This window comes from Isoptericola variabilis (assembly GCF_050311655.1).
GTDB lineage: Bacteria > Actinomycetota > Actinomycetes > Actinomycetales > Cellulomonadaceae > Isoptericola > Isoptericola variabilis.
In genome coordinates this window covers 470263-494659 of record NZ_JBNOZM010000004.1, presented here as the reverse complement: position 1 = coordinate 494659, position 24397 = coordinate 470263, and the positions used below count along the sequence as shown (strand labels likewise).

General features: G+C 74.6%; 22 protein-coding genes and 1 other RNA gene. 9 read left to right on the top strand and 14 right to left on the bottom strand.

Annotated features, from left to right (window positions below; genetic code table 11):
• A complete protein-coding gene (locus ACQP60_RS12140; RefSeq protein ID WP_429732687.1) occupies positions 1-750 on the top strand; it encodes a DUF4191 domain-containing protein in 750 nt (249 codons plus the stop codon).
• A 110-nt stretch (positions 751-860) separates the two neighbouring features.
• Here ACQP60_RS12140 and ACQP60_RS12135 read toward each other — a convergent pair whose 3' ends face one another.
• On the bottom strand, positions 861-1316 hold the full coding sequence (locus tag ACQP60_RS12135) for an RDD family protein (protein WP_429732685.1): 456 nt from the start codon (positions 1314-1316) through the stop codon (positions 861-863).
• Positions 1317-1505: 189 nt separating this feature from the next.
• On the opposite strand from ACQP60_RS12135, the gene glnA (ACQP60_RS12130) reads away from it, so the two are divergent.
• The gene (glnA, locus tag ACQP60_RS12130; protein WP_429732683.1) at positions 1506-2930 is read left to right on the top strand and encodes a type I glutamate--ammonia ligase; all 1425 of its coding nucleotides are present in this window, start codon (positions 1506-1508) and stop codon (positions 2928-2930) included.
• A gap of 391 nt (positions 2931-3321) precedes the next feature.
• Here the strand turns inward: glnA (ACQP60_RS12130) and ACQP60_RS12125 are convergent, their stop codons facing one another.
• The 4 genes from ACQP60_RS12125 to glnA (ACQP60_RS12110) form a co-directional block, all read right to left on the bottom strand.
• Positions 3322-3615, bottom strand: coding sequence for a hypothetical protein (locus tag ACQP60_RS12125; RefSeq protein WP_429732680.1), 294 nt, complete (start codon positions 3613-3615; stop codon positions 3322-3324).
• Between the two features lie 71 nt (positions 3616-3686).
• Positions 3687-4709 carry a DUF808 domain-containing protein gene (locus ACQP60_RS12120; protein ID WP_429732678.1) on the bottom strand — a complete coding sequence of 341 codons (1023 nt, stop codon included), beginning with the start codon at positions 4707-4709 and terminating at the stop codon, positions 3687-3689.
• A gap of 121 nt (positions 4710-4830) precedes the next feature.
• Complete coding sequence (locus ACQP60_RS12115) at positions 4831-8049, bottom strand: bifunctional [glutamine synthetase] adenylyltransferase/[glutamine synthetase]-adenylyl-L-tyrosine phosphorylase (protein WP_429732675.1); 3219 nt, start codon at positions 8047-8049, stop codon at positions 4831-4833.
• On the bottom strand, positions 8046-9383 hold the full coding sequence (gene glnA / locus ACQP60_RS12110; RefSeq protein WP_429732673.1) for a type I glutamate--ammonia ligase: 1338 nt from the start codon (positions 9381-9383) through the stop codon (positions 8046-8048). The genes ACQP60_RS12115 and glnA (ACQP60_RS12110) overlap by 4 nt, the downstream gene beginning before the upstream one ends.
• Before the next feature lie 118 nt (positions 9384-9501).
• Between glnA (ACQP60_RS12110) and panB the strand changes: the two genes are divergently transcribed.
• The gene (gene panB / locus ACQP60_RS12105) at positions 9502-10374 is read left to right on the top strand and encodes a 3-methyl-2-oxobutanoate hydroxymethyltransferase (protein WP_429732670.1); all 873 of its coding nucleotides are present in this window, start codon (positions 9502-9504) and stop codon (positions 10372-10374) included.
• On the opposite strand, the gene ACQP60_RS12100 is transcribed toward panB, so the two are convergent.
• The gene (locus tag ACQP60_RS12100) at positions 10371-11228 is read right to left on the bottom strand and encodes an alpha/beta fold hydrolase (RefSeq protein ID WP_429732667.1); all 858 of its coding nucleotides are present in this window, start codon (positions 11226-11228) and stop codon (positions 10371-10373) included. The two genes, panB and ACQP60_RS12100, sit on opposite strands and share 4 nt — an antisense overlap.
• A gap of 71 nt (positions 11229-11299) precedes the next feature.
• Positions 11300-11497, bottom strand: a complete 198-nt coding sequence (locus ACQP60_RS12095) for an SPOR domain-containing protein (RefSeq protein ID WP_429732664.1) — start codon at positions 11495-11497, stop codon at positions 11300-11302.
• 28 nt (positions 11498-11525) lie between these two features.
• Between ACQP60_RS12095 and ppgK the strand changes: the two genes are divergently transcribed.
• Positions 11526-12293, top strand: a complete 768-nt coding sequence (gene ppgK / locus ACQP60_RS12090) for a polyphosphate--glucose phosphotransferase (protein WP_429732662.1) — start codon at positions 11526-11528, stop codon at positions 12291-12293.
• Between the two features lie 18 nt (positions 12294-12311).
• On the opposite strand, the gene ACQP60_RS12085 is transcribed toward ppgK, so the two are convergent.
• Positions 12312-12701: an STAS domain-containing protein gene (locus ACQP60_RS12085; RefSeq protein ID WP_429732659.1), complete on the bottom strand. Its 390-nt coding sequence runs from the start codon at positions 12699-12701 to the stop codon at positions 12312-12314.
• A gap of 504 nt (positions 12702-13205) precedes the next feature.
• Here ACQP60_RS12085 and ACQP60_RS12080 point away from each other — a divergent pair.
• On the top strand, positions 13206-14381 hold the full coding sequence (locus ACQP60_RS12080; RefSeq protein WP_429732657.1) for an epoxide hydrolase family protein: 1176 nt from the start codon (positions 13206-13208) through the stop codon (positions 14379-14381).
• Positions 14382-14384: 3 nt separating this feature from the next.
• Here ACQP60_RS12080 and rnpB read toward each other — a convergent pair.
• An RNA gene (rnpB, locus tag ACQP60_RS12075) (RNase P RNA component class A) lies at positions 14385-14789 on the bottom strand.
• Positions 14790-14849: 60 nt separating this feature from the next.
• A complete protein-coding gene (locus tag ACQP60_RS12070; RefSeq protein ID WP_429732654.1) occupies positions 14850-15233 on the bottom strand; it encodes a tautomerase family protein in 384 nt (127 codons plus the stop codon).
• Positions 15234-15310: 77 nt separating this feature from the next.
• Here ACQP60_RS12070 and ACQP60_RS12065 point away from each other — a divergent pair, with 77 nt between their 5' ends.
• The gene (locus ACQP60_RS12065; protein ID WP_429732651.1) at positions 15311-16147 is read left to right on the top strand and encodes a YaaA family protein; all 837 of its coding nucleotides are present in this window, start codon (positions 15311-15313) and stop codon (positions 16145-16147) included.
• A 36-nt stretch (positions 16148-16183) separates the two neighbouring features.
• Entirely contained in the window at positions 16184-16522 is a 339-nt protein-coding gene (locus ACQP60_RS12060; protein ID WP_429732649.1) for a TfoX/Sxy family protein, read from the top strand.
• Positions 16523-16527: 5 nt separating this feature from the next.
• Here ACQP60_RS12060 and ACQP60_RS12055 read toward each other — a convergent pair whose 3' ends face one another.
• The 4 genes from ACQP60_RS12055 to ACQP60_RS12040 are packed head-to-tail and all read right to left on the bottom strand — an operon-like array spanning position 16528 to position 20795.
• The gene (locus ACQP60_RS12055; protein ID WP_429732646.1) at positions 16528-17247 is read right to left on the bottom strand and encodes a histidine phosphatase family protein; all 720 of its coding nucleotides are present in this window, start codon (positions 17245-17247) and stop codon (positions 16528-16530) included.
• The gene (locus ACQP60_RS12050; RefSeq protein WP_429732643.1) at positions 17247-17996 is read right to left on the bottom strand and encodes a zinc ribbon domain-containing protein; all 750 of its coding nucleotides are present in this window, start codon (positions 17994-17996) and stop codon (positions 17247-17249) included. Before ACQP60_RS12050 ends, ACQP60_RS12055 begins: the two co-directional genes overlap by 1 nt.
• Before the next feature lie 48 nt (positions 17997-18044).
• Entirely contained in the window at positions 18045-19013 is a 969-nt protein-coding gene (locus tag ACQP60_RS12045; RefSeq protein WP_429732640.1) for a Nif3-like dinuclear metal center hexameric protein, read from the bottom strand.
• A 24-nt stretch (positions 19014-19037) separates the two neighbouring features.
• A complete protein-coding gene (locus ACQP60_RS12040; RefSeq protein ID WP_429732637.1) occupies positions 19038-20795 on the bottom strand; it encodes a bifunctional 3'-5' exonuclease/DNA polymerase in 1758 nt (585 codons plus the stop codon).
• Positions 20796-20933: 138 nt separating this feature from the next.
• Here ACQP60_RS12040 and ACQP60_RS12035 point away from each other — a divergent pair, with 138 nt between their 5' ends.
• Both ACQP60_RS12035 and ACQP60_RS12030 read left to right on the top strand, forming a co-directional pair.
• A complete protein-coding gene (locus tag ACQP60_RS12035; protein ID WP_429732634.1) occupies positions 20934-22355 on the top strand; it encodes a dihydrolipoyl dehydrogenase family protein in 1422 nt (473 codons plus the stop codon).
• 134 nt (positions 22356-22489) lie between these two features.
• Positions 22490-24271, top strand: a complete 1782-nt coding sequence (locus ACQP60_RS12030; RefSeq protein ID WP_429732632.1) for a serine/threonine-protein kinase — start codon at positions 22490-22492, stop codon at positions 24269-24271.
• The last annotated feature ends 126 nt before the right edge of the window (positions 24272-24397 follow it).

The following is a 24397-nucleotide window of genomic DNA, read 5'->3' as shown; positions in this document are numbered from 1 at the left end:
ATGGCCCGCACCAAGTCCGACGCCGGCGCGCCCGCCGACGCCACCGGTAAGCAGAAGAAGCCCAAGAAGCAGCGCTGGTACCACCAGGTGTGGGCCGCGTACCAGATGACGCGCAAGCAGGACCCCACGGTGACGTGGCTGATCCTCGGCGTGTTCGTCGGGATCCTCGCGGTCGTCGCCGCGATCGTGCTGCTGCTCGACCTGCCGACCGGCTTCCAGATCCTGTACATCGTCGTGCTCGGCGTCCCGTTCGCGGCGCTCGGTGCGATGTTCACCCTGACGCGCAAGGCCGAGAAGGCCGCGTACACCCAGATCGAGGGCCAGCCCGGTGCCGCCCGCGCGGCGCTCGGCACCGTCCGCGGCGGGTGGGAGTTCGCGGACGAGCCGGTCGCGATCAACCCGCGCACGCAGGACTTCGTGTTCCGCGGCGTCGGCCGCCCGGGCGTCGTCCTCGTCTCCGAGGGCCCGTCGCACCGCGTGCAGCGCCTCCTCGAGGACGAGCGCCGCAAGACGGCCCGCGTGCTGCCCAACGTGCCGATCACGCTCATCCAGGTCGGCAACGAGGAGGGGCAGGTCCCGCTCCCCAAGGTCGCGAAGAAGGTGCAGAAGCTCAAGCGCACCCTCACCAAGCCCGAGGCCGACCAGGTCAAGAAGCGGCTCAAGGCGCTCGGCGGCGCCCGCCTGCCGATCCCCAAGGGCGTCGACCCGATGAAGGCGCGGCCGGACCGCAAGGGCCTCAAGGGCCGCTGACCGGCGCCGCTCCCACGAGATCGACCCACCCGCCGCGAGATCGACCCACCGAGGGTCTACGTCGCGGCGGGTGGGTCGATCTCGTTGCGGCCGGTGTGGTCGTGCCGGCGTCAGCGGCGGACGAGGACGGTGCCCGCGGCGCGGTCGTGCAGGCCGCGCCCGTCGCGGTCCCACACGACGGCGGGGATCACGAGGCACAGCAGCAGCGTGCGGACCGCGCCCCGCGCGAACCCGGGGGCGACGTCGGGGGCGCCCAGGGTGCGCACCTGCATGCCCAGCAGGCGGTGGCCGATCGTGAAGCCGACGGTGCTCACCAGCAGCAGGTTCTCGAGCGCGAAGACGCCCAGCGTCACCCACGAGTTGAGCTCCGCGAACGACGCCGGGCTCGTCAGCAGGTAGGCGATCAGCGTCGCCACCGCCCAGTCGACGACGAGGGCCACGGCCCGGCGTCCGAGCCGGGCGAGCGAGCCTGGACCGGCCTCGGGAAGACCCAGGCGTCCGTCGCTCCCGGCGTCTTCCCGGCGTCCGCCCTCGAGCCACGAACCCATGTCCTCCCGCGATGCCATGCGTCAAGGCTACGCGGCGCTCCGGGCGCGACCGCCGTAACGTGTTCGAAACAATGGCGCCACGCCGGAGAAACGCCGTCACCCTACGGTCGTGGTCGTCGAGCGGTGAGCACGAGCCCGCCGCGCCCGTCCTTCGGAACCGTCCGGCGGCCCCGACCGAACGGCACCATCCACGCAAGGAGTGCATGCATGTTCACGAACGCCGAGGAGGCCATCGCCTTCACCCGTCGCGAGGGGGTGGAGTTCATCGACGTCCGCTTCATCGACCTGCCGGGCGTGATGCAGCACTTCAACATCCCCGTGGAGCAGTTCGACGAGTCCTCCTTCACCGAGGGCCTCATGTTCGACGGGTCGTCGATCCGCGGCTTCCAGGCGATCCACGAGTCCGACATGAAGCTCGTGCCGGACGTCACCACGGCCTACCTCGACCCGTTCCGCAAGCGCAAGACGCTCATCGTGAACTTCTCGATCGTGGACCCGTTCACCGACGAGCCGTACTCGCGCGACCCGCGCACGATCGCCGCCAAGGCCGAGGCCTACCTGAAGTCGACCGGCATCGCGGACACGGCGTTCTTCGCCCCCGAGGCCGAGTTCTACATCTTCGACGACGTGCGCTTCTCGACGAACCAGCACGAGAGCTTCTACAGCCTCGACTCGGTCGAGGCCGCCTGGAACACGGGGCGCGAGGAGGAGGGCGGCAACCTCGGGTACAAGACCCGCTACAAGGGTGGCTACTTCCCCGTCTCCCCCAACGACCAGTTCGCCGACCTGCGCGACGAGATGTGCGCGGTCCTGGCGGAGGTCGGGCTCGACGTCGAGCGCGCGCACCACGAGGTGGGCACCGCCGGCCAGCAGGAGATCAACTACAAGTTCAACACCCTGCTGCACTCGGCCGACGACCTGATGAAGTTCAAGTACGTCATCAAGAACGTCGCCTGGCAGCACGGCAAGACCGTCACCTTCATGCCGAAGCCGATCTTCGGCGACAACGGCTCGGGCATGCACTCGCACCAGTCGCTGTGGCTGAACGGCGAGCCGCTGTTCTACGACGAGAAGGGCTACGGCGGCCTGTCCGACACGGCGCGCTGGTACATCGGCGGCCTGCTCAAGCACGCCCCGTCGCTGCTGGCCTTCACCAACCCGTCGGTGAACTCCTACCGCCGCCTGGTGCCCGGCTACGAGGCTCCGGTCAACCTGGTCTACTCGGCCCGCAACCGCTCCGCGTGCATCCGCATCCCGGTCACCGGCTCCTCGCCGAAGGCCAAGCGCGTCGAGTTCCGCGTGCCGGACCCGACGGCCAACCCGTACCTCGCGTTCGCCGCGCAGCTCCTCGCGGGCATCGACGGCATCAAGAACCGCATCGAGCCGCCGGCGCCGATCGACAAGGACCTGTACGAGCTGCCCCCCGAGGAGCACGCGCAGATCGCCCAGGTGCCCGCGTCCCTCGAGGAGGCCCTCGACAACCTCGAGCGCGACCACGAGTTCCTCACGCAGGGCGACGTCTTCTCCGAGGACCTCATCGCCACGTGGATCGACTACAAGCGCAGCAACGAGATCGACCCGATCCGCCTGCGCCCGCACCCCCACGAGTTCGAGCTCTACTACGACATCTGATCGGCGGCCCATCAGGGCCTGCTGACGTCGCCCGGACGGCGGCCCACCCTTTTGGGGGCGGGCCGCCGTTCGGCGTAGGCCCGCCAGTACGGCCGGTCACGACCGGACGCCGGACGACGCAGGTGTCCGAGGGCGGCTGGACGACGTCAGACCATCCGTCCGATCGGCGGCACCCGCCCGTCCGTCGGTCGGTCCCGCCCGCAGCGCGCGCAGAGCAGGTACTGGGAGTCCTCGTTCTGGCGCCGGAGCCACTGATGCATGCCCAGCACACAGCGCACGTCTCTCATGACGTGCTCCTCTCGACGACGCGGGCGTGGCGACGGGCGCCACGGGTCGCCATCTCAGGCTAGGCCGCAGCCCGCCGACCCGACAGCCGCGACCGCGCGCACGGCTACCGTCGGGTCACGGCGCCCGCCCACAGCCAGACGAACCCCTCGCGGCCGTGGGAGTCGACGTAGCGCACGTGCACCTGCGCGTCGGTCCAGGCGGTGGCCTCGCCGTCGACGAGCTGCTCGCCGGACTGCCGCGACGTGATCCAGGCGCGCACGGGGACACCCCTCTCGGGGCGGGTGATGTGCGCGCCGTCGCGCGACCGGCCCGGCGCGCCCTCGGCGGCGTCGCGCAGCGGCACCTTGTCGACCGCGCTCGGCGACCTGCCGACGTCGTCCCGTCTCCTGCTACCCACGGCAGCAGGATAGCCCCGCTTCGAACAGGTGTTCTACCTTGCCCTGCCCGTGATGCCGCGCTCGCGCCGACTCAGGCCCGCGGCCCCTCGTTCTGCTCGTCGGTGAACTCGTCGGTGGGCTCGGTGGCAGCCGTCGCCTCGGCGTCGGCCGCGTGGCCCTCGTCGTGCTTCTTCCCGAACGGCAGCACGTGCATCACCGCGAGGACCACGGCGCCCACGAGGACGCCGACGAGGGCGGAGAAGAACGTGTTGACCAGCCAGCCGAGGAATCCTCCGACGCCGGGCACGGCGTGCGCGACGGCCTCCTCGAGGTGGTGCACGAACTCGTACGGGGCGTGCCAGCCGAGCTCGTCGGTGCCGGTGAGCAGGATGTGGCCGCCGACCCACAGCATCGCGACGGTGCCGACGACGGAGATGACGGCGAGCACCTTGGGCATCCCGGTCACGAGGGCACGGCCGACGCGCTGGCTGCCCCGGGAGTCGCGACCCGCGAGCGCCAGGCCCATGTCGTCCATCCGCACGATGAGTCCGACGACGCCGTAGACCACCACGGTGATGGCGAGCGCGACGACCAGCAGGATGACCAGCCGTGAGAAGAACGGCTCGTGCGCCACCTCGTTGAGGGCGATGACCATGATCTCGGCGGAGAGGATGAGGTCGGTGCGTACGGCGCCGGCGACCAGGGTCTTCTCGGCGTCGGGACCCACCGCCGCGGCAGGCTTGTCGTGCCCCTCGTGCCCGCGCAGGCGGCCCCAGATCTTCTCCGCGCCCTCGAACGCCAGGTACGTACCGCCGAGCATGAGGATCGGCGTGAGCAGCCACGGCGCCCACTGGCTGAGGATCAGGGCCACCGGAAGGATGTAGAACACCTTGTTCCGGATGGAGCCCCAGGCGATCTTCTTGACGATGGGGATCTCGCGGTTCGCGGCGACTCCGTGCACGTACTGCGGGGTCACGGCGGTGTCGTCGACGACGACGCCCGCCGCCTTCGCCGTCGCCTTCGCGGCGGCGGACCCGACGTCGTCGAGCGACGCGGCGGCGAGCTTCGCGATCGCGGCGACGTCGTCGAGCAGGCCGAGCAGGCCGGCGCTCACGCGACCGCTCCCGAGAGTCGGCAGCGAGGGGTCGGCGCGCCCGCGGGCGACGGCGGTGACATCAGCATGGGCATATCGTGCCGCATGCCGCGGCGCGGAGGGACCCGCGTTCGGCAGCGCATCACTCCTCGCCGTAGAAGACGCGCTCCACGACCGTGCGGGCACGGCGGGCGGTGCGCAGGTAGAGCTCCTCGAGCTCTCCCCCGGTGCCCACGTCGCCGAGCAGGGCGGCGACGCCGGCCAGGTCGCGCGAGTCGTGCGGCAGCCGGTCGGTCTGCGCGCCCGTGGTCCGCCCGGACCAGAGCACGACGGCGGACCGCAGGCGGGAGGCGAGCACCCACGCGTCGCGCAGCTGCGCGGCGTCCTCGGGGTCCAGCAGTCCCGCCGCCGTCGCGGCGTCGAGCGCCGCAACCGTGCCGGTGGTGCGCAGGCCCGGCACCTCGCCCGCGTGCTGCAGCTGGAGCAATTGCGCGGTCCACTCGACGTCGGACACCCCGCCGCGGCCGAGCTTGAGGTGCCGTGCCGGGTCCGCGCCGCGCGGCAGCCGTTCCGCCTCCACGCGGGCCTTGATGCGGCGCACCTCGCGCAGGCGCACGTCGTCGAGCCCACCCTCCGGGTAGCGCAGGGGGTCCACGAGCTCCTCGAACCGGGAGCCGAGCCCGCCGCCTGCGCCGACGTCTCCCGCCACCGGCCGGGCACGCAGCAGCGCCTGCGCCTCCCACACGCTCGACCAGCGCCCGTAGTACTCGGCGTACGAGTCGAGCGTGCGCACGAGCGGCCCCTGCCGGCCCTCCGGGCGCAGGTCGGCGTCCACGGGCAGGGCGGGCTCGGGGCCGACCTCCGACAGCAGCGCCCGCAGGCGCGTCGCCGTGCGCGTGGCGAAGTCCTGCGCGAGCTGCGGCTCGGCGCCCGGCACCGGTTCGTGCACGAACATCACGTCGGCGTCCGAGCCGTAGCCCATCTCGCGCCCGCCGAGCCGCCCCATCGCGACGACGAGCATCCGCGTAGGGTTCGCCGCCGGAGACTCCCCCAGCCCGAGCTTGGCCCGCGCCACGTGCTCGGCGACCCGCAGGCCCCCCGCCAGCACGACGTCGGCGGCGTCCGAGACCGCGGCCGCCGCGTCCACGGGGGGCAGCAGCCCGAGCACCTCGGCCGCCCCCGTCCGGGCCAGCTCCCGGCGGCGCAGCGCGCGCAGGCGCTGGGCGGCCGCCTTCGGCTCGTCCGCGCGGGTGAGGAGCGCGTCGGCCTCGGCGGCCAGCCGCTGCGGGCCCCGGGGCTCGAGCCCGGACGTGTCCGCCAGCCAGCGCACCGACTCGGGCGAGCGAGCCAGGGCGTCGGCGAGGTACGTGGACGACGCCAGCAGCCGGCTCAGGTGGTACGCCGCGTTCTCGGAGTCGCGCAGGAGGCGCAGGTACCAGGGCGTGGCGCCCAGCTCGTCGGACAGCTTGCGGAACGCCAGCAGCCCGCCGTCCGGGTCGGCGCTCTCGGCGAACCAGCCGAGCAGCACCGGCAGCAGCTGCCGCTGCAGCGCGGCCCGCCGCGACGTGCCCGCCGTGAGGGCCACGACGTGCCGCATCGCGCCGTCGGGGTCGCGGTAGCCGACGGCGGCGAACCGCTCGCGCGCGACGTCGGGCGAGAGCGACAGCTCGGCGTCGGACAGCTGGGCCGACGCCGGCAGCAGCGGGCGGTAGAAGACCTCCTCGTGCAGGGCGCGGACCTCGCGACGCGTCGCACGCCAGCGCTCGAGGAGGCCCGCGGCGCCCTCGGCGCGCATGCCGAGCGACCGGGCCAGACGGCGCAGGTCCTCCTCCGCGGTGGGCAGCAGGTGCGTCCGGCGCAGCCGGTACAGCTGCACCCGGTGCTCCAGCGCCCGCAGGAACCGGTAGCAGACCGCCATCCGCGCCGCGTGCTCGCGGCCCACGTACCCGCCGGCGGCCAGCGCGGCGAGCGCGGACAGCGTGTGGGGCGAGCGGATCTTCGGGTCGGCACGGCCGTGCACCAGCTGCAGCAGCTGCACGGTGAACTCGACGTCGCGCAGGCCGCCCTTGCCCAGCTTGATCTGCCGGTCGGCCTCGGCCGGCGGCACGTGCTGCTCGACCCGGCGCCGCATCGCCCGCGCGTCCTCGACGAAGTGCTCCCGGTGCACGGCCGCCCAGATGAACGGGTCGACGGCCGCCCGGTAGTCGCGCCCGAGCGCCGCGTCGCCGGCCACGGGTCGCGCCTTGAGCAGGGCCTGGAACTCCCACGTCTCGGCCCACCGCTCGTAGTACGCGACGTGGCTGGCCAGCGTCCGCACCAGCGGGCCCTGCGCCCCCTCGGGCCGCAGCGCCGCGTCGACGGGCCACAGGGCGGGCTCCGCGGAGGTGGCCGAGCACACGCGCTGCAGCCCGGTCGCGAGACGGGTGCCCGCCGCGAGCGCCGTCTCCTCGTCGAGGACGCCGCCGTCCGGCAGCTCGCCCGGCTCGCACACGTACACGACGTCGACGTCGGAGACGTAGTTCAGCTCGCGCCCGCCGGTCTTGCCCATGCCGACGACGGCGAGCCGCACGCCCGCGCCGTGGTCCTCCAGCTCGGCCCGCGCGACGGCGAGGGCGGCCTCCAGGGCGGCCGACGCCAGGTCGGCGAGCGCCGCCCCGACGACGGGCATGCGCGTGAGCGGCTCGCTCGCGGTGAGGTCGTCGGCGGCGAGCGCCAGCAACCGGGCGCGGTACGCCCGGCGCAGCGCGTCCGTCGTCGTCGCCGCCCCGGCGTCCGGCCAGCCCACGCCCGGCCCGGAGTCCGGATCCGCGGCCACCGGCACCGCGACGTCCGGGTCCGCGCCGACGGCGCGCAGCAGCGCGGCGCGCACCTCGGCCGGGCCCGACGCGGTGCGCGGGCCGGGGTCGCCGCCCTCCCCCTCGTCGCCCTCGCCCTCGTCCTCGTCGTCGGTGTCGTCATCGGTGTCGTCGTCGACGTCGTCGATGTCGTCGTCGCGCGCCGCGCCGTCCGGCACCGCGAGGACGTCGAGCAGCTCGGGACGGCGCACCACCTCGTCGCCCAGCGCCGACGACGCCCCGAGCACGGCCAGCAGCCGGGTGCGCGCCCGCGGGGGCGCGTCCGCGTCGAGCAGCGCCCCGAGCCGCTCCCGGGCGTCGGGGTGCTCGGCGAGCCGCACCAGCTGCAGGAGCGCGAGGTCCGGGTCGGCGCAGGTGCCGATCGCCCCCAGGAGCGCGTCCGCGCGCCCGGGTTCGGCGAGCGCCTCCTGCAGCGCCGGGTCGGACCAGAGCGACGCCGACCGGGTGAGGTCCGCGAAGCCCGCGTGCAGCAGCCGGCTGGTGAGGGTCGGTGGGCGGGCGGTCACAGGTTCTGCAGGAACCGGCGCAGCTCGTAGGGCGTGACCTGCGCGCGGTACGCGTCCCACTCCTGCCGCTTGTTGCGCAGGACGAAGTCGTAGACGTGCTCCCCGAGCGTCTCTGCCACCAGCTCGGAACGCTCCATCAGCTCGATCGCCTCGTCGAGGGACTGCGGCAGTGGCGCGATGCCGAGGGCGCGGCGCTCGCGGTCCGTGAGCTCCCAGACGTCGTCGCCCGTGGCCTCCGGCAGCTCGTAGCCGTGCTCGATGCCCTTGAGGCCGGCGGCGAGCAGCACCGCGAACGCGAGGTAGGGGTTGGCCGCCGAGTCGAGCGCCCGGTACTCCACGCGGGCCGAGTTGCCCTTGCCCGGCTTGTACATGGGCACCCGCACCAGGGCGGAGCGGTTGTTGTGGCCCCAGCAGATGTAGCTGGGGGCCTCGGCGCCGCCCCAGAGCCGCTTGTACGAGTTGACGTACTGGTTGGTCACGGCCGTGATCTCGGCCGCGTGCACCAGCAGGCCGGCGATGAACTGCCGGGCCGTCTTCGACAGCTCGAACTGGGCGCCGGGCTCGTGGAAGGCGTTCTGGTCGTCCTCGAACAGCGACAGGTGGGTGTGCATGCCGGAGCCCGGCTGGTCGGCCATCGGCTTGGGCATGAACGACGCGAACACGCCCTGCTCCAGCGCGACCTCCTTGACCACCGTGCGGAAGGTCATGAGGTTGTCCGCCGTGGTCAGTGCGTCGGCGTACCGCAGGTCGATCTCGTTCTGGCCCGGCCCGGCCTCGTGGTGGGAGAATTCCACCGAGATGCCCATCGACTCGAGCATCGTGATCGCCGCGCGGCGGAAGTCGTGCGTGCTGCCGCGGGCCAGGTGGTCGAAGTAGCCCCCGTTGTCCACCGGGACCAGCGGGTCCTCCGGCGACGCGAGCTGGTTGAACAGGTAGAACTCGACCTCGGGGTGCGTGTAGAAGGTGAAGCCCCGGTCGCTGGCCTTGGCGAGCTGCCGCTTGAGCACGTTGCGCGAGTCCGCGAGGGAGGGCTCGCCGTCGGGCGTGAGGATGTCGCAGAACATGCGGCCGGTGCCGTGCCGCTCGCCGCGCCAGGGCAGCACCTGGAACGTGGTGGGGTCGGGCTTGGCGATCATGTCCGCCTCGTAGACCCGCGTCAGCCCCTCGATGGAGCTGCCGTCGAAGCCGATGCCCTCCGTGAACGCCTGCTCGAGCTCGGCCGGGGCGACCGCCACCGACTTCAGCACCCCGAGCACGTCGGTGAACCAGAGCCGGATGAAGCGGATGTCGCGCTCCTCGACCGTGCGGAGCACGAACTCCTGCTGCCTGTCCATGAGCCCATCCTGCCCGAGAAGTGTTAACGGGGTATGTCCTGGCGGCCTCCCCGCGCGCGCCGGGCTCCGACCTGGACGGATACCCGATACCACGCGTCGGAGGCATAGGCTGACCGCCATGTCGAACCCCGGTCACGACGCCGCCGCCGACGTCGCCGCTGCCCCCTCGCCCGCCGCCGACCTCACGCGCCGACGGCGCGTCCGGGTCCACCACCTGGCCGAGGCCAAGGAGCGCGGCGAGAAGCTCACGATGCTCACGGCGTACGACGCCGTGACGGCCCGGATCTTCGACGCCGCGGGGCTCGACCTGCTGCTCGTGGGCGACTCGATCGGCAACACCATGCACGGCCACGCGACCACGCTGCCCGTCACCCTCGACGACATGATCCCGCCCGCGCGAGCCGTCGCCCGGGCGGCCGAGCACGCGCTCGTCGTCGTCGACCTGCCGTTCGGCACCTACGAGGCGGGCCCAGAGCAGGCCCTCGCCTCCGCGGTGCGGGTCATGAAGGAGACGGGCGCCGCCGCGATCAAGCTGGAGGGGGGCCGCCGGTCGGCGGCGCAGATCCGCGCGCTCACCGAGGCCGGCATCCCCGTCGTCGGGCATCTCGGCTTCACGCCGCAGTCGGAGAACATCCTCGGCGGCCCGCGCGTGCAGGGCCGGGGCGACGACGCCGCCGAGGCGCTGTGCGAGGACGCCCTCGCCGTGCAGGAGGCCGGCGCCGTCGCCGTCGTGCTGGAGATGGTGCCGGTCGAGGTCGCCGCGCGGGCCACCGAGATCCTGCGCATCCCGACCATCGGCATCGGTGCGGGCCCGCGCGTCGACGGGCAGGTGCTCGTCTGGACCGACATGGCCGGGATGACGGACTGGTCGCCGCGGTTCGCGCGCCGGTTCGCCGAGGTCGGCAACCTGCTGCGCCAGGCGGCGCAGGACTACGCCGCCGAGGTCCGCGCAGGCTCCTTCCCCGACGCCGCGCACTCGTTCGAGCGCTAGGCGGACGTCAGGGCGAGCATCGCCGCCGCGACGGCGCCGACGTCGGCGTCGGCGTCGGGGATCGCCGTCGACGCGTCGTCGAGGACGAGCAGGTGCGCGTCCCGGATCTCCCTGGCGAGCGCCTCGGCGTTGCCGACGGGGAAGAACGGGTCGCGGCGTCCGTGCACCACGAGGGTCGGCACGGCGATCTCGGCGAGGCGCTCGCGCCACCGCGGGGTGCAGTCGAGGGCGGCGAAGACCATGCCCTGCTGGTTGGCCGCGTGCACCACCGGCGTCGTCCCCGGCGTCCGGTCCCAGACCCGACCGGCGACCGCGCGCGCCGCGGCCGGATCGTCCCCGAGGATCTCGGCGCTGCGGGCGGCGTGCTCGGCCACGGCGTCGCGGTCGGACCAGTCCGGCTCCGGCAGCGCGAACAGCCGGCCCATGGTCGCCGCGTCGTGGTCGGGCAGGTCGTCGTCGACCGGGCCCGGCGCGACCGACCGCGTACCGACGAGGGTCAGCGCCGCGAACGCCTCCGGGTGGTCGACCGCGGCGACCTGCGCGACCATCCCGCCGACGCCGATGCCCGCCAGGTGCGCCGGCCGGTCGTCGAGCTCCCGGGCGAGCGCCGCGGCGTCGGCCGCGACGTCTCGCAGCGTGTAGCCCGGCGCCCCGGGGTCCACGGTCGTGGACGCCCCGGCGTCGCGCAGGTCGTACCGCACCACGTGGCGGCCGCCGCGCGCGAGGGCGTCGCAGAGCGCGTCGGGCCAGGAGAGCATCGTCGTGCCGCCCGCACACAGCACGAGCGGCGCCGCCTCGTCCCCGAAGTGCTCCACACCGAGCGTGACACCGTTCGCCTCGATCGTCGTCGTCATGCGGGGTCGACCTCGGGGGTGACACGGACTCATCGGCCCTCCGCGTCAGCCCGCACGCACGGGCGTCGGCGTCAGTCCTTGCCGCGCCAGTCGGCGTCCTCGCCCTCCCACTCCTCGTTGCGGCGCTGCGCGGAGTCCAGGGCGTTGCGGGCGGCTTCGCGCGTGGGGTACGGGCCCATCCGGTGGGTCCAGCTGGAGCGGTCGTGGCTCTCCTCGACCTCACCGGTCTTCGTGTTGTACCAGTACTGCACCGGGCTTGTGTCGCTCATAGGACGATCCTGCATCAAGATGGGGCCCATGGTGGAGGCAGCGCAGCCGGTCGCGTTCGGCATCGACATCGGCGGGTCGGGCATCAAGGGGGCGCCGGTCGACCTGGCGACGGGAGAGTTCGCGGACGAGCGCCGCCGCATCCCGACCCCGGAGAGGTCCACCCCGGACGCCGTGGCAGGCGTGCTCGCCGAGCTCGTCGACTCGTTCGAGCTGCCGCCCCACGTGCCGGTCGGCGTCGCCTTCCCCGCCCCGATGGACCACGGCGTCGTCCGATTCATCGCCAACCTGCACAAGTCGTGGAAGGGCGTCGACCTGCCGGCCCTGGCCAGCGAGGCCACCGGCCGGCAGGTGACCGCCGTCAACGACGCCGATGCCGCCGGCGTCGGCGAGCAGCGGTACGGCGCGGCCCAGGGGCGCGACGGCGTCGTCCTCATGGTCACCCTCGGCACCGGCATCGGGTCCGCCCTGCTCGTGGACGGCGTGCTCGTGCCGAACACGGAGCTGGGGCACCTCGAGATCGACGGGCACGACGCCGAGTCGCGGGCCGCCGAGTCCGCCCGCGAGCGCCACGACCTGTCGTGGCACCAGTGGGCGGAGCGGCTGCAGCGCTACTTCGAGACCGTCGAGATGCTGCTCGCCCCCGAGCTCATCGTCGTCGGCGGCGGGGTGAGCAAGCACCACGAGAAGTTCCTGCCGCTGCTGAACCTGCGCGCGCCGATCATCCCGGCCACGCTGCGCAACCGCGCGGGGATCGTCGGGGCCGCCGCGCTCGCGGCCAGCGGCCGCGACCACTGACGCGCCGTCGTCCGCCCCTCAGCCGGCGAGGCTGTGCGGCGCGACCGGGGTCGGCGCCGTCGGGGCCGCGGGCCGGTCGAGGACCGTCGTGTCCGGCGGCATGTCGAGGTCGAGCATCCGCAGCACGTCGAGCACCGCGGCCGGCGGCCGGTGCAGCGACACCCGCAGGCCCTCGTCACGACCGATACGGCACAGCTGGACGAGGAAGGCGACCCCGGCGGAGTCGATGAACGTCACCCGCGACGTGTCGACGACGACGGGAAGATCCCGCTCGAACGCCCTCGCGAGCGCCGCGCTCGCCTCGTTGCGCAGGGCGATGTCGATCTCGCCCCACATGTCCACCACGCTCACGTCGGTCCGCTCCACCAGGGAGATCCCCCCGGCCTGAGCCTCGTCGGTGAAAGTCACTGCCACACCTTCGTCCCACGTCCTGCGTCCCTGCGCGCCTCGGTCTCGAGCGCTGCGTCCCGGACTCGTGACCTCGTTGTCACGACGCCGGCAACGCTACACCTCCCCCAACCCGGAACGGAACCTCGGCATAGGAACTCTTTACGCAGTGTTCACAGACGCGGAACCCTCGGGTGGGCCCCGCCCCGCCGTCGACGGGGCGCGGACCCCGAGCCTGCCACGACCTCCGTCTCCACGCTCGGGCACGCGCGCGTACGGCTCCATGACGAGGTGCGTTCCGACTCACCTCGTCCGAGGTCGCGGTGGTACGCGCCTCCGCGCAGCGGGGTCAAGACACGCAGCGGTTCACGGTCGACCCCCTTTGCACGGCCGCCCGCCCCGGGCCGGGTCTCGCTGCTGGCTCGCCGGGGGCGGAGCACTTCCCCGGTGTGTCAGGGCCGCTTGGTAGAACCGTGAGGTCGGCTCCCGACGGCGGAGCCGGCTTCGCGACGACCAGGAGCCCTCATGCCCCCTCCGTCCAGCGACGTCCAGGCGTTCGAGTCCCGGGCCAGCGACGCCGACCTCGACGACCTGCGCGCGCGGCTCGCCGCGGCACGGCTGCCGGAGCCCGAGACGGTCCGCCGCCCCGCGCCCGACCCGCGCCGGTGGGATCAGGGGGTTCCTCTGGACGACCTCGTGGACGTCGTCGACCACTGGCGCACCGGGTACGACTGGCGGGCGTTCGAGCGGCGCCTCGAGGAGATCGGCCAGTTCCGCACGACGGTCGACGGCCTGGGCATCCACTTCCTGCACCGCCGGTCCCCGCGCGCGGACGCCACGCCGCTGGTCCTGACCCACGGCTGGCCCGGCAGCGTCGCCGAGTTCGTCGACGTGGTGGACGAGCTGGCCGATCCGGCGGACCCCGACGCGCCGGCGTTCCACGTCGTCGTCCCGTCGCTGCCCGGTTTCGGCTACAGCGACAGGCCGGCCGTCACCGGATGGGGCGTCGAGAAGACCGCGGCCGCGTGGGTGGAGGTGATGGGACGACTCGGCTACGACGAGTTCCTCGCCCACGGCGGCGACTGGGGCGGCAACGTCACCGCGGTCCTCGGCGGGAGGTTCCCGGCGCACGTGCTCGGCATCCACACCACGCTCGCCCTGGCACCGCCCGGGATGACGACGGACGGACTGACGACGCAGGAGCGCCGGCACGCCGAGGAGACCCGTGACTTCTGGCTCCACCACCGGGCGTACGCGACGCAGCAGGCGACCCGGCCGCAGACCATCGGGTACTCCCTCGTCGACTCGCCCGTCGGCCTGCTCGCCTGGATCCTCGACAAGTTCGCCGAGTGGTCCGACACCGAGGACAGCCCGTTCGAGACGATCTCGCGGGACCGGATCCTCGACGACGTCACCCTGTACTGGCTGACCTCCACGGGCGCGTCGGCGGCCCGCATCTACGCCGAGAGCCCCGGCTCGCTGGACCCCGACCTGCGGGTGGACGTCCCCGCCGCCATCACCATGTACCCCGGCGACATCGAGTCGCGCACCCCGCGCGCCTGGGCCGAGCAGCGCTACCGGCGCGTCGTCCGGTGGAACGAGCCCGAGCGCGGCGGGCACTTCCCGTCGCTGGAGGTCCCCGACTACTTCGTCCGCGACCTGCAGGACGGCCTCGCGGCGGTGCTGGCCGCGAGCAGATGAGTGCGGACGAGCCGGTCTGTACGCCGGGTTCTGTTCCCGTGCCGGGTTGCCCCGGCACGGGCGACGGTCATCCATCTAGGCCCTGCGTTGCCGCAGGGCTCGAGCGGTCTACCCGACTGTGCTTCTCAACAGAGAATCGAGCGGGCAACTCTCAAACACAATCTGTCTGACCTTGCTCCAGGTGGGGTTTACCGAGCCACGACCGTCACCGGCCGTGCTGGTGGTCTCTTACACCACCGTTTCACCCTTACCGCCGCCGGTTGCCCGGCGACGGCGGTCTGTTTTCTGTGGCACTGTCCCGCGGGTCACCCCGGGTGGCCGTTAGCCACCACCTCGCCCTTCGGAGCCCGGACGTTCCTCGGCGACGGCACCCGAGGGCACCGCCGACGCGACCGTCCGACCGACTCGTCCGCGTCGCACAGTCTATGCGCGCTCGAGCCGGCCGGACGCCCGCTCACCTCAGCACGGTCACACGTCCACCTTGTAGGTCAGCGACAGCTCGTCGCCCGACCGTCCGCGGATGCCCCAGCTCTCGGCGGGCGACTCGATGACGACGAGCTCGACGTCGTCGGTCGCGACACCCAGGGCCGGCGCGACGTCGTCGTACACCCGGCGGATCAGGTCACGCTTGGCCTCCCGCGTGCGGCCGGCGAAGGCGACGATCTCGATCATCAGGTAGTCGTCGGAGCGCGGGGCGACGAGGTCGCCGTCGTCGAGCAGGAAGAACCGGTGGAACCGCTTGTCCTCGGGGATCCGCCAGGCCCCGACCAGCGCCGCGTGCAGCGCGTCGGAGACCTCCGCGCGCCGCTGACCCCACACCCGTCGGTTGCCGTAGACCTTCACCTGGACCATGCCCGAGGACGGTAGCGGTGACCGACGGCACTGTCACCAGAGGGTCCGCGCGTCGAGACCGACCGTAGGGTGTCGGGGTGCTGATCTGCCTGCCGCCCTCCGAGGGCAAGACGCCCGCGCCCGCCGGCGCCCCGCCCGTCGACCTCGAGGGCCTCACGGGCGCGGAGCAGCTCACCGAGCAGCGGCGGGTCGTGCTCGACGCCCTCGCCGCGGTGAGCGCGCGGGCCGACGCGGCCCAGGTCCTCGGGGTGGGCGCGTCGCTCGGCGCGGAGGTCGCCCGCAACACCGAGCTCAAGTCGGCGCCGACGGCACCCGCCTCCCGCGTCTACACGGGTGTGCTGTACGCCGCCGCCGGCCTGGCGGACCTGCCCGACGACGCCGCCCGCCGCGCCGCCGACGACGTCCGCGTCTTCTCCGGCCTGTGGGGCGCCGTCTCCCCCGCCGACCGCATCCCCGCGTACCGCCTGTCGATGGGCGTGGACCTGCCCGGCGTCGGCAAGCTCGCCACCGCCTGGCGGCCCCACCTGTCCGCCGCCCTCGACGAGCGCGCCGCGGGCGACGTCGTCGTCGACTGCCGCTCGGCCGCCTACCTCGCCGCGTGGAAGCCGGTCACGACCGGCGGCACGGCCGCCGACTGGGTGACCGTCCGCGTCGTGCGCGAGACCGACGGGAAGCGCGCCGTCGTGTCGCACAACGCCAAGCACACGCGCGGCGTGCTCACCGGCCACCTGCTGCGCCGTTCCGGCCCCGCGCCGACCACCGCCGCCGAGCTGCTCGACGCCGCCCGCGAGCTCGACGGTCAGGTCATCGGCACGGAGGTCGGGACGGGCCTGTCGTACCGGATGGTCGAGGCCACGCTGCACGACGCCGCCACCCGCCGCGGCCCGCGCACCCTCGAGGTCGTCATCGCCTGACGGGCGGGTCGTCGGGCGCCCGGCGACACTGGCCGCATGGCCTACGACCAGGACCTCGCCGCCCGCGTGCGCGACGCCGTCGGCGAGCGCGCGCCGTTCGTGGAGCGGCAGATGTTCGGGGGCGTCGCGTTCATGGTGAACACCCACATGGCCGTGGGCGTCGGCGGCGACGAGCTCATGGTGCACGTCGGGACGGACGGCCACGCGCAGGCGCTCGCCGACGGCGCCCACGAGATGCGGATGGGCGAGCGCACGATGCGCGGCACGGTCGTGGTGGGGACCGAGATCACCTCCGACGACGCCGCGCTGCACGCCTGGGTCGACCGCGGCGTGGACCTCGCGCTCGCGCTGCCGCCCAAGCCGCCGAAGCGCTGACCGCGTCAGACGTCGGTCGGGAACCCGGTCGCGGTGACCTCCGCGAGCGCGGGCTCGCCGTCGTCCCCGAGGCCGAAGCGCAGCACCGTGAGCGAGCAGGGCGGCACGCGCAGCAGCCGCCACGACGACACCGGAGCGCCGAGCGCCCGCCCCGCCAGGGCGCGGATCGTCACGGTGTGCGAGACGACGACGCTCGTCGCCCCCGGGTCCGTCGCGGCGACGACGTCCCGCAGCCCGGCCCACGCCCGCTCGCCCACGTCGGCGTACGACTCGCCTCCGGGAGCCCGGTCGGTGCCGGTCGTGGACCAGGCGGCGAACTCGTGGGGCCAGCCGTCGGCGATGGCGTCGGGGGTGAGGCCCTCCCAGGCGCCGAAGTCGCACTCGGCGAACCGGCCGTCCGGGCGCACGTGCTGCCCGATGCGTCGCCCGACCGCCGCGGCGGTCTCGAGCGTGCGCACCAGCGGCGAGGCGACGAGCGCCCCGGCACGCGGCAGGTCGGGCCACAGGTCCTTGCCGACGCGGAAGACGGCGTCCGCGGCGCGCGCGGCCTGGGTGCGTCCCCGCGTGGTCAGCGACGGGCCCGGCACGCCCCCGCCCGAGTACGCGCGTGCCTCGGTCAGCTCCGTCACGCCGTGCCGGACGAGCACGACGGTGCGCAGATCGGTGCCCGCTCCTGTGCCCGTCCCCGTGCCCGCCGCGGGGCTCGCTCCGGACGGTCGGGACATCAGGCGGCGGCGCCGTCGTCCGGCAGCCGCACGAGGATCCGGCCGCACTCCTCGCAGCGCACGACCTGCTCGGCGGGGGCCGCCTTGACGGCGGCCAGGTCACGAGGGTTGAGGTCGAGCCGGCAGCCCTCGCACCGGCCGCCGCGCAGCGCCGCGGCCCCGACCCCGCCGAGCTGGGCGCGCAGCTTGTCGTACAGGGCGACGAGCCCGGCGTCGAGCGCGGCCGCGGCCGCCTCGCGCTCCGCCTTGACCTTCGACCCGGTCGCGTTGATCTCGGCCCAGGCCTCGTCCCGCTCGGCCGTGGCCTTCGCCTTGGCGGCCTCGAGCTCGGCGTGCGCCGACTCCACCTCGGCCAGCGAGGCCTGGTGCGCCTCCAGGCGCTCCATGACCTCGATCTCGGCGTCCTCCAGGACCGACTGGCGGCGGGCGAGGGACTCGAGCTCGCTCACCAGCGCCTGGGAGTCCTTCGCCGAGAGGGCGCCGGAGTCGAGCTTCTGCTGGTCGCGCTCGGCGCGCGTGCGCACCTGGGTGACGTCGGACTCCGCCTTGGCGAGCTCGCGCTCGAGGTCGGCCACGGCCGTGCGCGAGTCGACGAGCGAGGTGTGCAGGTCGCCGATGCGGCCGTCGAGCTCCGCGATGGTGGCCAGCGACGGGTGGTTGCGGCGCTGGTGGACGAGCTGCTGCAGCCGGGTGTCGAGGGCCTGGACCTCGAGCAGTCGGCGCTGGTCCTCGGGGGGTGCAGTGGCCACGGGCGGTCCTCTCGCAGTGATTCAGCTGGTCGGGCGATCAGCGGACTGTCACGTCGCGCGCACGGTGCTCGCCACCCGCGCGGTCCACGGGTCGGTGCCGATCGTGCTCACCCTCGTGGTCACCGTACCTTCTCCGGAACCCTCGCCGGTGCCCCCGCCGCTCCCCTCTCCGGCCGTCTCGCCGAGCCGTGCGACGACATCCTCGGCGGCGTACTCGAGCCACGGCCACTCGCTCGCGAAGTGCGCCACGTCCACGAGGAACGGCGTCGCCGCCCGGCCGGTGGCGCGGGCCTCGAAGTCCGCCCGCTCCCGCAGCTCCGAGGCGGGGTGGTGGCGCAGGTCGGCGGTGACGTACACGTCGACGGCGGCGGCACGGACGGCGTCGAACAGCGAGTCCCCCGACCCGCCGACGACGGCCGCCGTCGCGACCGGCGCGTGGAGGTCGCCGGCGACGCGCACGCCCTGCGCCGTCGCCGGGAGCACCGCCGCGACGTGCTCGGCGAACGCCCCCAGCGTCGTGGGCTCCGCGAGCCGGCCGACCCGGCCGATGCCGCGCACCGCACCCGCACCGGTGCCGTCGCCGGCGTCCCCGACGACGAGCGGGCTGCGGTCGGTGATGCCGACGAGGTCCGCGAGCGCGTCCGCGACGCCGCGCGGGGCGGCGTCCGCGTTGGTGTGCGCCACGTACAGGCCGCAGCCCGCGCGCAGCAGCCGGTGCACCACGTCGCCCTTGAACGTCGTGGCCGCGACGGAGTGCACGGGCCGCAGGAAGAGCGGGTGGTGCGTGACCAGCAGGTCCGCGCCCCAGTCGATCGCCTCGTCGACCACCGCGGCCACCGGGTCGACGGCGAACAGGATCCTGCGCACCGGTGCCGCAGGATCGCCCACCACCAGGCCGACGGCGTCCCACCCCTCCGCCGTCGACGGCGGGTACAGGTCCTCGAGGGCGGCGACGACGTCGCGCAGGGTGTGCGGTGCGGTGCTGTCTCGGCTGCTGTCTCCGGTGCCGGTGGTCATGGCCCGACCCTAAAGGCGGGGGCACTATTTGGCGTCGGCGTAGGAGTCGACCGCCGCGACGGTCAGCGGGAAGTCGACCGGGAAGTCGCCGAACAGCAGGCGGCCCGCCTCCTCGGCCGCCGCGCGCACCTCCGCGGCGACGACCTCGGCGAGCTCCCGGGGGGCGTGCACCACCACCTCGTCGTGCAGGAAGAACGCGAGGTGCGGGCGGGCGGCGAACGGGGCGGGGGCCAGCCCGGGCCGCGTGCCGTCGGCGACGCCGAGCGCCCACAGCCGGCGGCGGATCGACGCGAGCCAGCACAGCGCCCACTCCGCCGCCGTCCCCTGCACCACGAAGTTGCGCGTGAACCGCCCCCAGGACCGCGTGGCCGACCGGGCGCGCGCCGCGGCGTCGGCCCCGGCGTCGTCCGCGAACGCGCCCGCCTGCGCCTCGTCCCACGCGGATCCCGGCGCCGGGGACGACCGGCCGAGCCACGTCGTCACGACGCCCCCGCGCTCCCCCGTGCGGGCCGCCTCCTCCACGAGGGCGATCGCCCGCGGGTACTCCCTGCCGAGGCGCGGCAGCACCTGGGCGCTGGCCCCCGTGGTGCCGCCGTACATCGCGCCGAGCATGCCCACCTTGGCCAGCTCGCGCGTCGGCACCGCCCCGGACGCGACGATGCCGGCGTACAGGTCGCCGGCCCGGCCCGCACCGGCCATCGCCTCGTCGCCGGCCATGCCCGCCAGGACGCGCGGCTCGAGCTGGGCGACGTCCGCGACGACGAGGCACCAGCCCGGGTCGGCGACCACCGCGCGTCGCACGCCCTTGGGGAGCTGCAGCGCCCCGCCCCCGGTGGACGCCCAGCGCCCGGTCACGACGCCGCCCACCACGTACTCGGTGCGGAACCGGCCGTCGGTCACCCACTCGTCGAGCCAGTGCCAGCCGTTGGCGGTGAGGAGCCGGTACAGGTTCTTGTACTCCAGCAGCGGCGCGACGACGGGGTGGTCGATCGTCGCCAGCTCCCACTTGCGCAGGCTGCGCGCCCCGACGCCCGCGTACTGCATCGCCTTGAGCAGGTCGGGGTGCGAGTCGGGGTTGAGCGACGGCGGCGCGTCGAGGGCAGCCCGGATCTGGCGGGCGAGCTCCTCGAGCCGCGCGGGGCGCTGACCCTCCGGCGGCCGCGGGCCCAGCGCCTCGGTGAGGATCGCGTCGTGCACGTCCGCGCGCCACGGCAGCCCGGCGTGGTGCATCTCGGCCGCGACGAGCGCGCCCGCCGACTCCCCCGCCGCGAGCAGCCGCAGCCGCCCCGGCGCGGTCGAGCCGCGCACCGCGTCCTCCTGGCGCCGCAGCTCCACCGCCGGGTCGACCGCCCCGGCCGTCCGCTCGGCCGAGGCCGACGGCGCGGGCGTCGCGAGGTCGAAGAGCGCCTCGCCCTGCGGCGCGCGGCGGGCGCCCACCGGCGACGCCGCGCCCGCCGGCGTGGGCGGCATCGCGTCCCACGCGTCCGACGGCGCCGTCGCGAGCGCCGAACCCGCCGTCGCCGTCGAGTGGCGCAGGATGCGGTGCACGAGCCGCAGGTCGTGCGACCGCTCGACGCGCACGCCCGCCCGCAGCAGGCCGAGGTACCAACGGTTCGTGTCGTCCCACGTCCACCGCGGCACGACGCCTCCGTCGCGCCCGCCGCCCTCGGCGTCCGCCACGAGGGCGGGCAGGTCCGCCACGGGCACCGCCGGCACGGCGCGCTGCGCACCGTCGTGCACGCGGACCGTGCCGCCGGGCTCTCGGGTCAGGACGACGTGCACGCCGCCATCCTGCCGCCCGCCACCGACGCACGACCGACTCACCACCTCCCGCGATCCTCGCCGCGCGACGAGCCCGCCGATGTGGTGCGCTGGCCGAGGCCGGCGCACCCGGCCACCCCACCGCGCGAGGAGGACCGCATGACGACCGAGCAGCCCGTCGAGACCGTCGACGTCGTGGTGATCGGCACCGGACCGGGCGGGGAGGACGCGACCGGCCGGCTGGCCCGCGCGGGGCTGGACGTCGTCGCCGTGGAGGCGCGCCTGGTCGGCGGCGAGTGCCCGTACTTCGGCTGCATCCCGACCAAGATGATGGTGCGCGCGTCGGACGCGCTCGCCGAGGCCCGCCGCGCGGGCAGGCTGGCCGGCAGGGTCGACGTCGCCCCGGACTGGGCACCCGTCGCGGCGCGCGTGCGCGACGAGGCCACCGCGGACTGGGACGACACCGCCGCCGTCGAGCGGCTGGAGAAGGCGGGGGCGCACGTCGTGCGCGGCCGTGGTCGCCTGGTCGGCCCGGGCGAGGTCGTCGTCGCGACCGCCGACGGCGAGCGCCGCTTCCGGGCGACGCGCGGCGTCCTGCTCAACCCGGGCACGGAGCCCGCGGTGCCGCCCGTCGACGGGCTGGCCGACACCCCGTACTGGACCAACCGCGACGCCGTGCGTGCCACCGAGGCGCCGGCGTCGCTCACCGTGCTGGGCGGCGGCGCCATCGGCTGCGAGCTGGCGCAGGTCTTCGCCCGGTTCGGGACCGCGGTCGAGGTGGTGGAGGCCGGCCCTCGTCTGCTGGCCCCCGACGAGCCCGAGGCGAGCGCGCTCCTCGCCGACCGCTTCGCCGCCGAGGGGATCGGGGTGCGCACGGACGCGAAGGTGACGTCGGTGTCGCACGACGGCGGCGGCTTCACCCTGACCCTCGCCGACGGCACCCAGCTGGTCTCCGAGCGGCTGCTGGTCGCCGCGGGCCGGCGCACCGACCTGAAGGCGCTGGGCGTCGCGGCCGTCGGCATCGACGACACCGGCCGCACGATCGCCGTCGACGACCGGCTGCGCGCGGCGGACGGCGTCTGGGTCGTCGGCGACGTCACGGGCAAGGGGGCGTTCACCCACGTGTCGATGTACCAGGCGCGCATCGCCGCCGCGGACATCCTCGCGGGCGGTGGCGCGGACGGTGGGGGCGAGGACGGCGGCGAGGAGCACGCCGACTACCGGGCCGTCCCGCACGTCACGTTCACCGATCCCGAGATCGGCGGCGTCGGGCTCACGGAGGCCGCCGCCCGCGACGCCGGGCTGACCGTCCGTACGGGCCTCACCGACCTGGCCGCGTCGTCGCGCGGCTTCGTGCACGGGCCCGGCAACGAGGGGCTGATCAAGCTGGTCGAGGACGCCGACGCCGGCGTGCTCGTCGGTGCCACGGCCGCCGGGCCCGCGGGCGGCGAGATCCTCGCCGTCCTCACCCTCGCCGTGCAGGCCCGGGTGCCCGTCTCCGAGCTGCGGCACCTCATCTACGCCTACCCCACGTTCCACCGCGCGATCGAGAGCGCGCTGGCGGACCTCCAGGAGTCGTGACGGGGCACACTGCAGCACGCGTGGCCACCACTTATCCTGTGATCGCCCATGACTGAAATGACCGAGTTCGCCGCCCCGACGCCCTCCTGCGCAGGCATCCGCCTCGACGCCCCGCTCTCGCCGCGGTGCCCGGCATGACGCCGAACGACCCCGCCGAGGAGCCGGCCGCCGGGCACGTCGTGCTCGGCGGGAAGTACGTGCTGGGCGACATCCTCGGCACGGGCGGCACGTACACCGTCTACGAGGCCACCCGCCTGCCCGGCGGTGCCGACACCGGTGCCGAGACCACCGCCGAGACCAGCGACGACACCGGCGACACCGGCGACACCGGCGACGAGACCCCGCTCCTGGTGAAGGTGCTCCACCCGCACCTGGTCGACGACGAGGTGGCGCGCGCCAGCCTCGCCCGCGAGATCGCGGCGTCGGACCTGATGGACCACCCGGGCGTCTCGAAGGTCCTCGACACGGGCGAGGACGAGGTCGCGGGGGCGAACGTCCCCTGGCTGCTCATGCGGCGCCTGCCCGGCACGCCCCTGTCGGAGCTGGCGGCCCGCGACGGCCTTCCCTGGCCGGAGGCGCTCACCGTGGTGGCCGGGTTGCTCGAGGGCCTGGCCGCCGTGCACGAGGCGGGCCTGGTGCACCGCGATGTCGGCCCGCGCAACGTCGTGGTCGAGCGGCATGACGACGGCAGCATGACGGTCGGTCTGCTGGACCTGGGCCTCACCGCGCCCGGCGGGGGCGACGGCGACGGCGAGCGGGTCGCCGGCTCGGCGTCGTACATGTCCCCCGAGCAGGCGCAGGGCCGGCCGCTCGACGCCCGCAGCGACCTGTACTCGGTGGGGGCGCTCGCCTACTTCGCCCTCACCGGGCACCCGCCGTACGAACGTTCTCGCCCGGGCGACGTCCTGCTGGCCCACGTGGGCGCGCCCGTGCCCGCACCGTCGGCGCGCCGGGCCGCCGTGCCGTCCGCCGTGGACCGGTTCGTGGCCCGTGCGATGGCGAAGAACCCGGCCCGGCGGTTCGCGACCGCGGGTGCGATGGGCGAGACGGTCGCCACCCTGCTCGCGGGGGCGCCCCGCGTGGCCGTCCCTCACCCCGACGCGGGACCCGAGACCCCGGACGGCGACCAGACGATGACGATGGGTCAGATCGCGGCCCAGGACCCGCACCGCACGGCAGCGCTCGGCGTGGCGGGTGTCGCGGCCGGCGCGGCCGCGGCGGCCGCCGCCGAGGCCGAGCTCCAGCGCACCCGGATGCTCGGGGCCGTCGACGCGACCGAGCCGCTCACGCCGGACGACGGCGCACCGACGGAGCCCCTCGCCCCCTCCGGCGAGGCACCCACGGAGGTGCTGGGCGGCCCGCCGCCCGAGCCCCCCACGGACGCCCCGGTCGGCGGGGTGCCCGCCGCCGACGAGCCCGGGCCGTCACGCCGGCGTCGGATCCTCCTGATCGTGCTGGCCGCGCTCCTGGCGGTCGCGCTCGGCGCGGGCGCCTTCTGGTTCTTCCGCGACACCGACGGCAACGGCCCGGTCGCCCCGGTCACGCACAGCCCGTCGCCGTCGTCGACCCCGTCGCCGACGCGCAGCACGACCGCCCCCACGACGCAGGCCCCGACCGAGCCGACGTCCCGCCCCCAGCGGACGTCGACGCCCACCCCGACCAGCACGCCCACGCCCAGCGAGACGCCGTCGCAGACCCCGACGCAGACCCCGACGTCGACGCCCACGCCGACCGACGAGCCCACCTCGACGCCCACGCCCACGGACGAGCCGACCGACGAGCCGACGACCGAGGAGCCGACGGAGCCCGAGCCGGACCCGACCGACGAGGAGACGACGACCCCGCCGGCGGAGCCCGACCCGACCGACGGTCCCGTCGACAACGCCGGCGGGACCACCTCGAGCCCCGCCCCCTGACTCTCAGGAACTCCATAGGCCCGGGCTCATCACGTCCCAGGCGCGCTCCCTAGCCTCCGGATCACCCGTCACCTGTCCGGTGGCACCGATCCAGGGAGTCGAGGGTGTTGCTCCAGCGCTCACGGT

What these genes read in the sequence shown, in the direction of transcription:
- ACQP60_RS12140 (WP_429732687.1), top strand. Translation starts at nt 1, where the DNA reads ATGGCCCGCACCAAGTCCGACGCCGGCGCGCCCGCCGACGCCACCGGT.
- ACQP60_RS12135 (WP_429732685.1), bottom strand. Translation starts at nt 1,316, where the DNA reads ATGGCATCGCGGGAGGACATGGGTTCGTGGCTCGAGGGCGGACGCCGG.
- glnA (WP_429732683.1), top strand. Translation starts at nt 1,506, where the DNA reads ATGTTCACGAACGCCGAGGAGGCCATCGCCTTCACCCGTCGCGAGGGG.
- glnA (WP_429732673.1), bottom strand. Translation starts at nt 9,383, where the DNA reads ATGGACAGGCAGCAGGAGTTCGTGCTCCGCACGGTCGAGGAGCGCGAC.
- panB (WP_429732670.1), top strand. Translation starts at nt 9,502, where the DNA reads ATGTCGAACCCCGGTCACGACGCCGCCGCCGACGTCGCCGCTGCCCCC.
- ACQP60_RS12100 (WP_429732667.1), bottom strand. Translation starts at nt 11,228, where the DNA reads ATGACGACGACGATCGAGGCGAACGGTGTCACGCTCGGTGTGGAGCAC.
- ACQP60_RS12095 (WP_429732664.1), bottom strand. Translation starts at nt 11,497, where the DNA reads ATGAGCGACACAAGCCCGGTGCAGTACTGGTACAACACGAAGACCGGT.
- ppgK (WP_429732662.1), top strand. Translation starts at nt 11,526, where the DNA reads ATGGTGGAGGCAGCGCAGCCGGTCGCGTTCGGCATCGACATCGGCGGG.
- ACQP60_RS12080 (WP_429732657.1), top strand. Translation starts at nt 13,206, where the DNA reads ATGCCCCCTCCGTCCAGCGACGTCCAGGCGTTCGAGTCCCGGGCCAGC.
- ACQP60_RS12070 (WP_429732654.1), bottom strand. Translation starts at nt 15,233, where the DNA reads ATGGTCCAGGTGAAGGTCTACGGCAACCGACGGGTGTGGGGTCAGCGG.
- ACQP60_RS12060 (WP_429732649.1), top strand. Translation starts at nt 16,184, where the DNA reads ATGGCCTACGACCAGGACCTCGCCGCCCGCGTGCGCGACGCCGTCGGC.
- ACQP60_RS12055 (WP_429732646.1), bottom strand. Translation starts at nt 17,247, where the DNA reads ATGTCCCGACCGTCCGGAGCGAGCCCCGCGGCGGGCACGGGGACGGGC.
- ACQP60_RS12045 (WP_429732640.1), bottom strand. Translation starts at nt 19,013, where the DNA reads ATGACCACCGGCACCGGAGACAGCAGCCGAGACAGCACCGCACCGCAC.
- ACQP60_RS12035 (WP_429732634.1), top strand. Translation starts at nt 20,934, where the DNA reads ATGACGACCGAGCAGCCCGTCGAGACCGTCGACGTCGTGGTGATCGGC.
- ACQP60_RS12030 (WP_429732632.1), top strand. Translation starts at nt 22,490, where the DNA reads ATGACGCCGAACGACCCCGCCGAGGAGCCGGCCGCCGGGCACGTCGTG.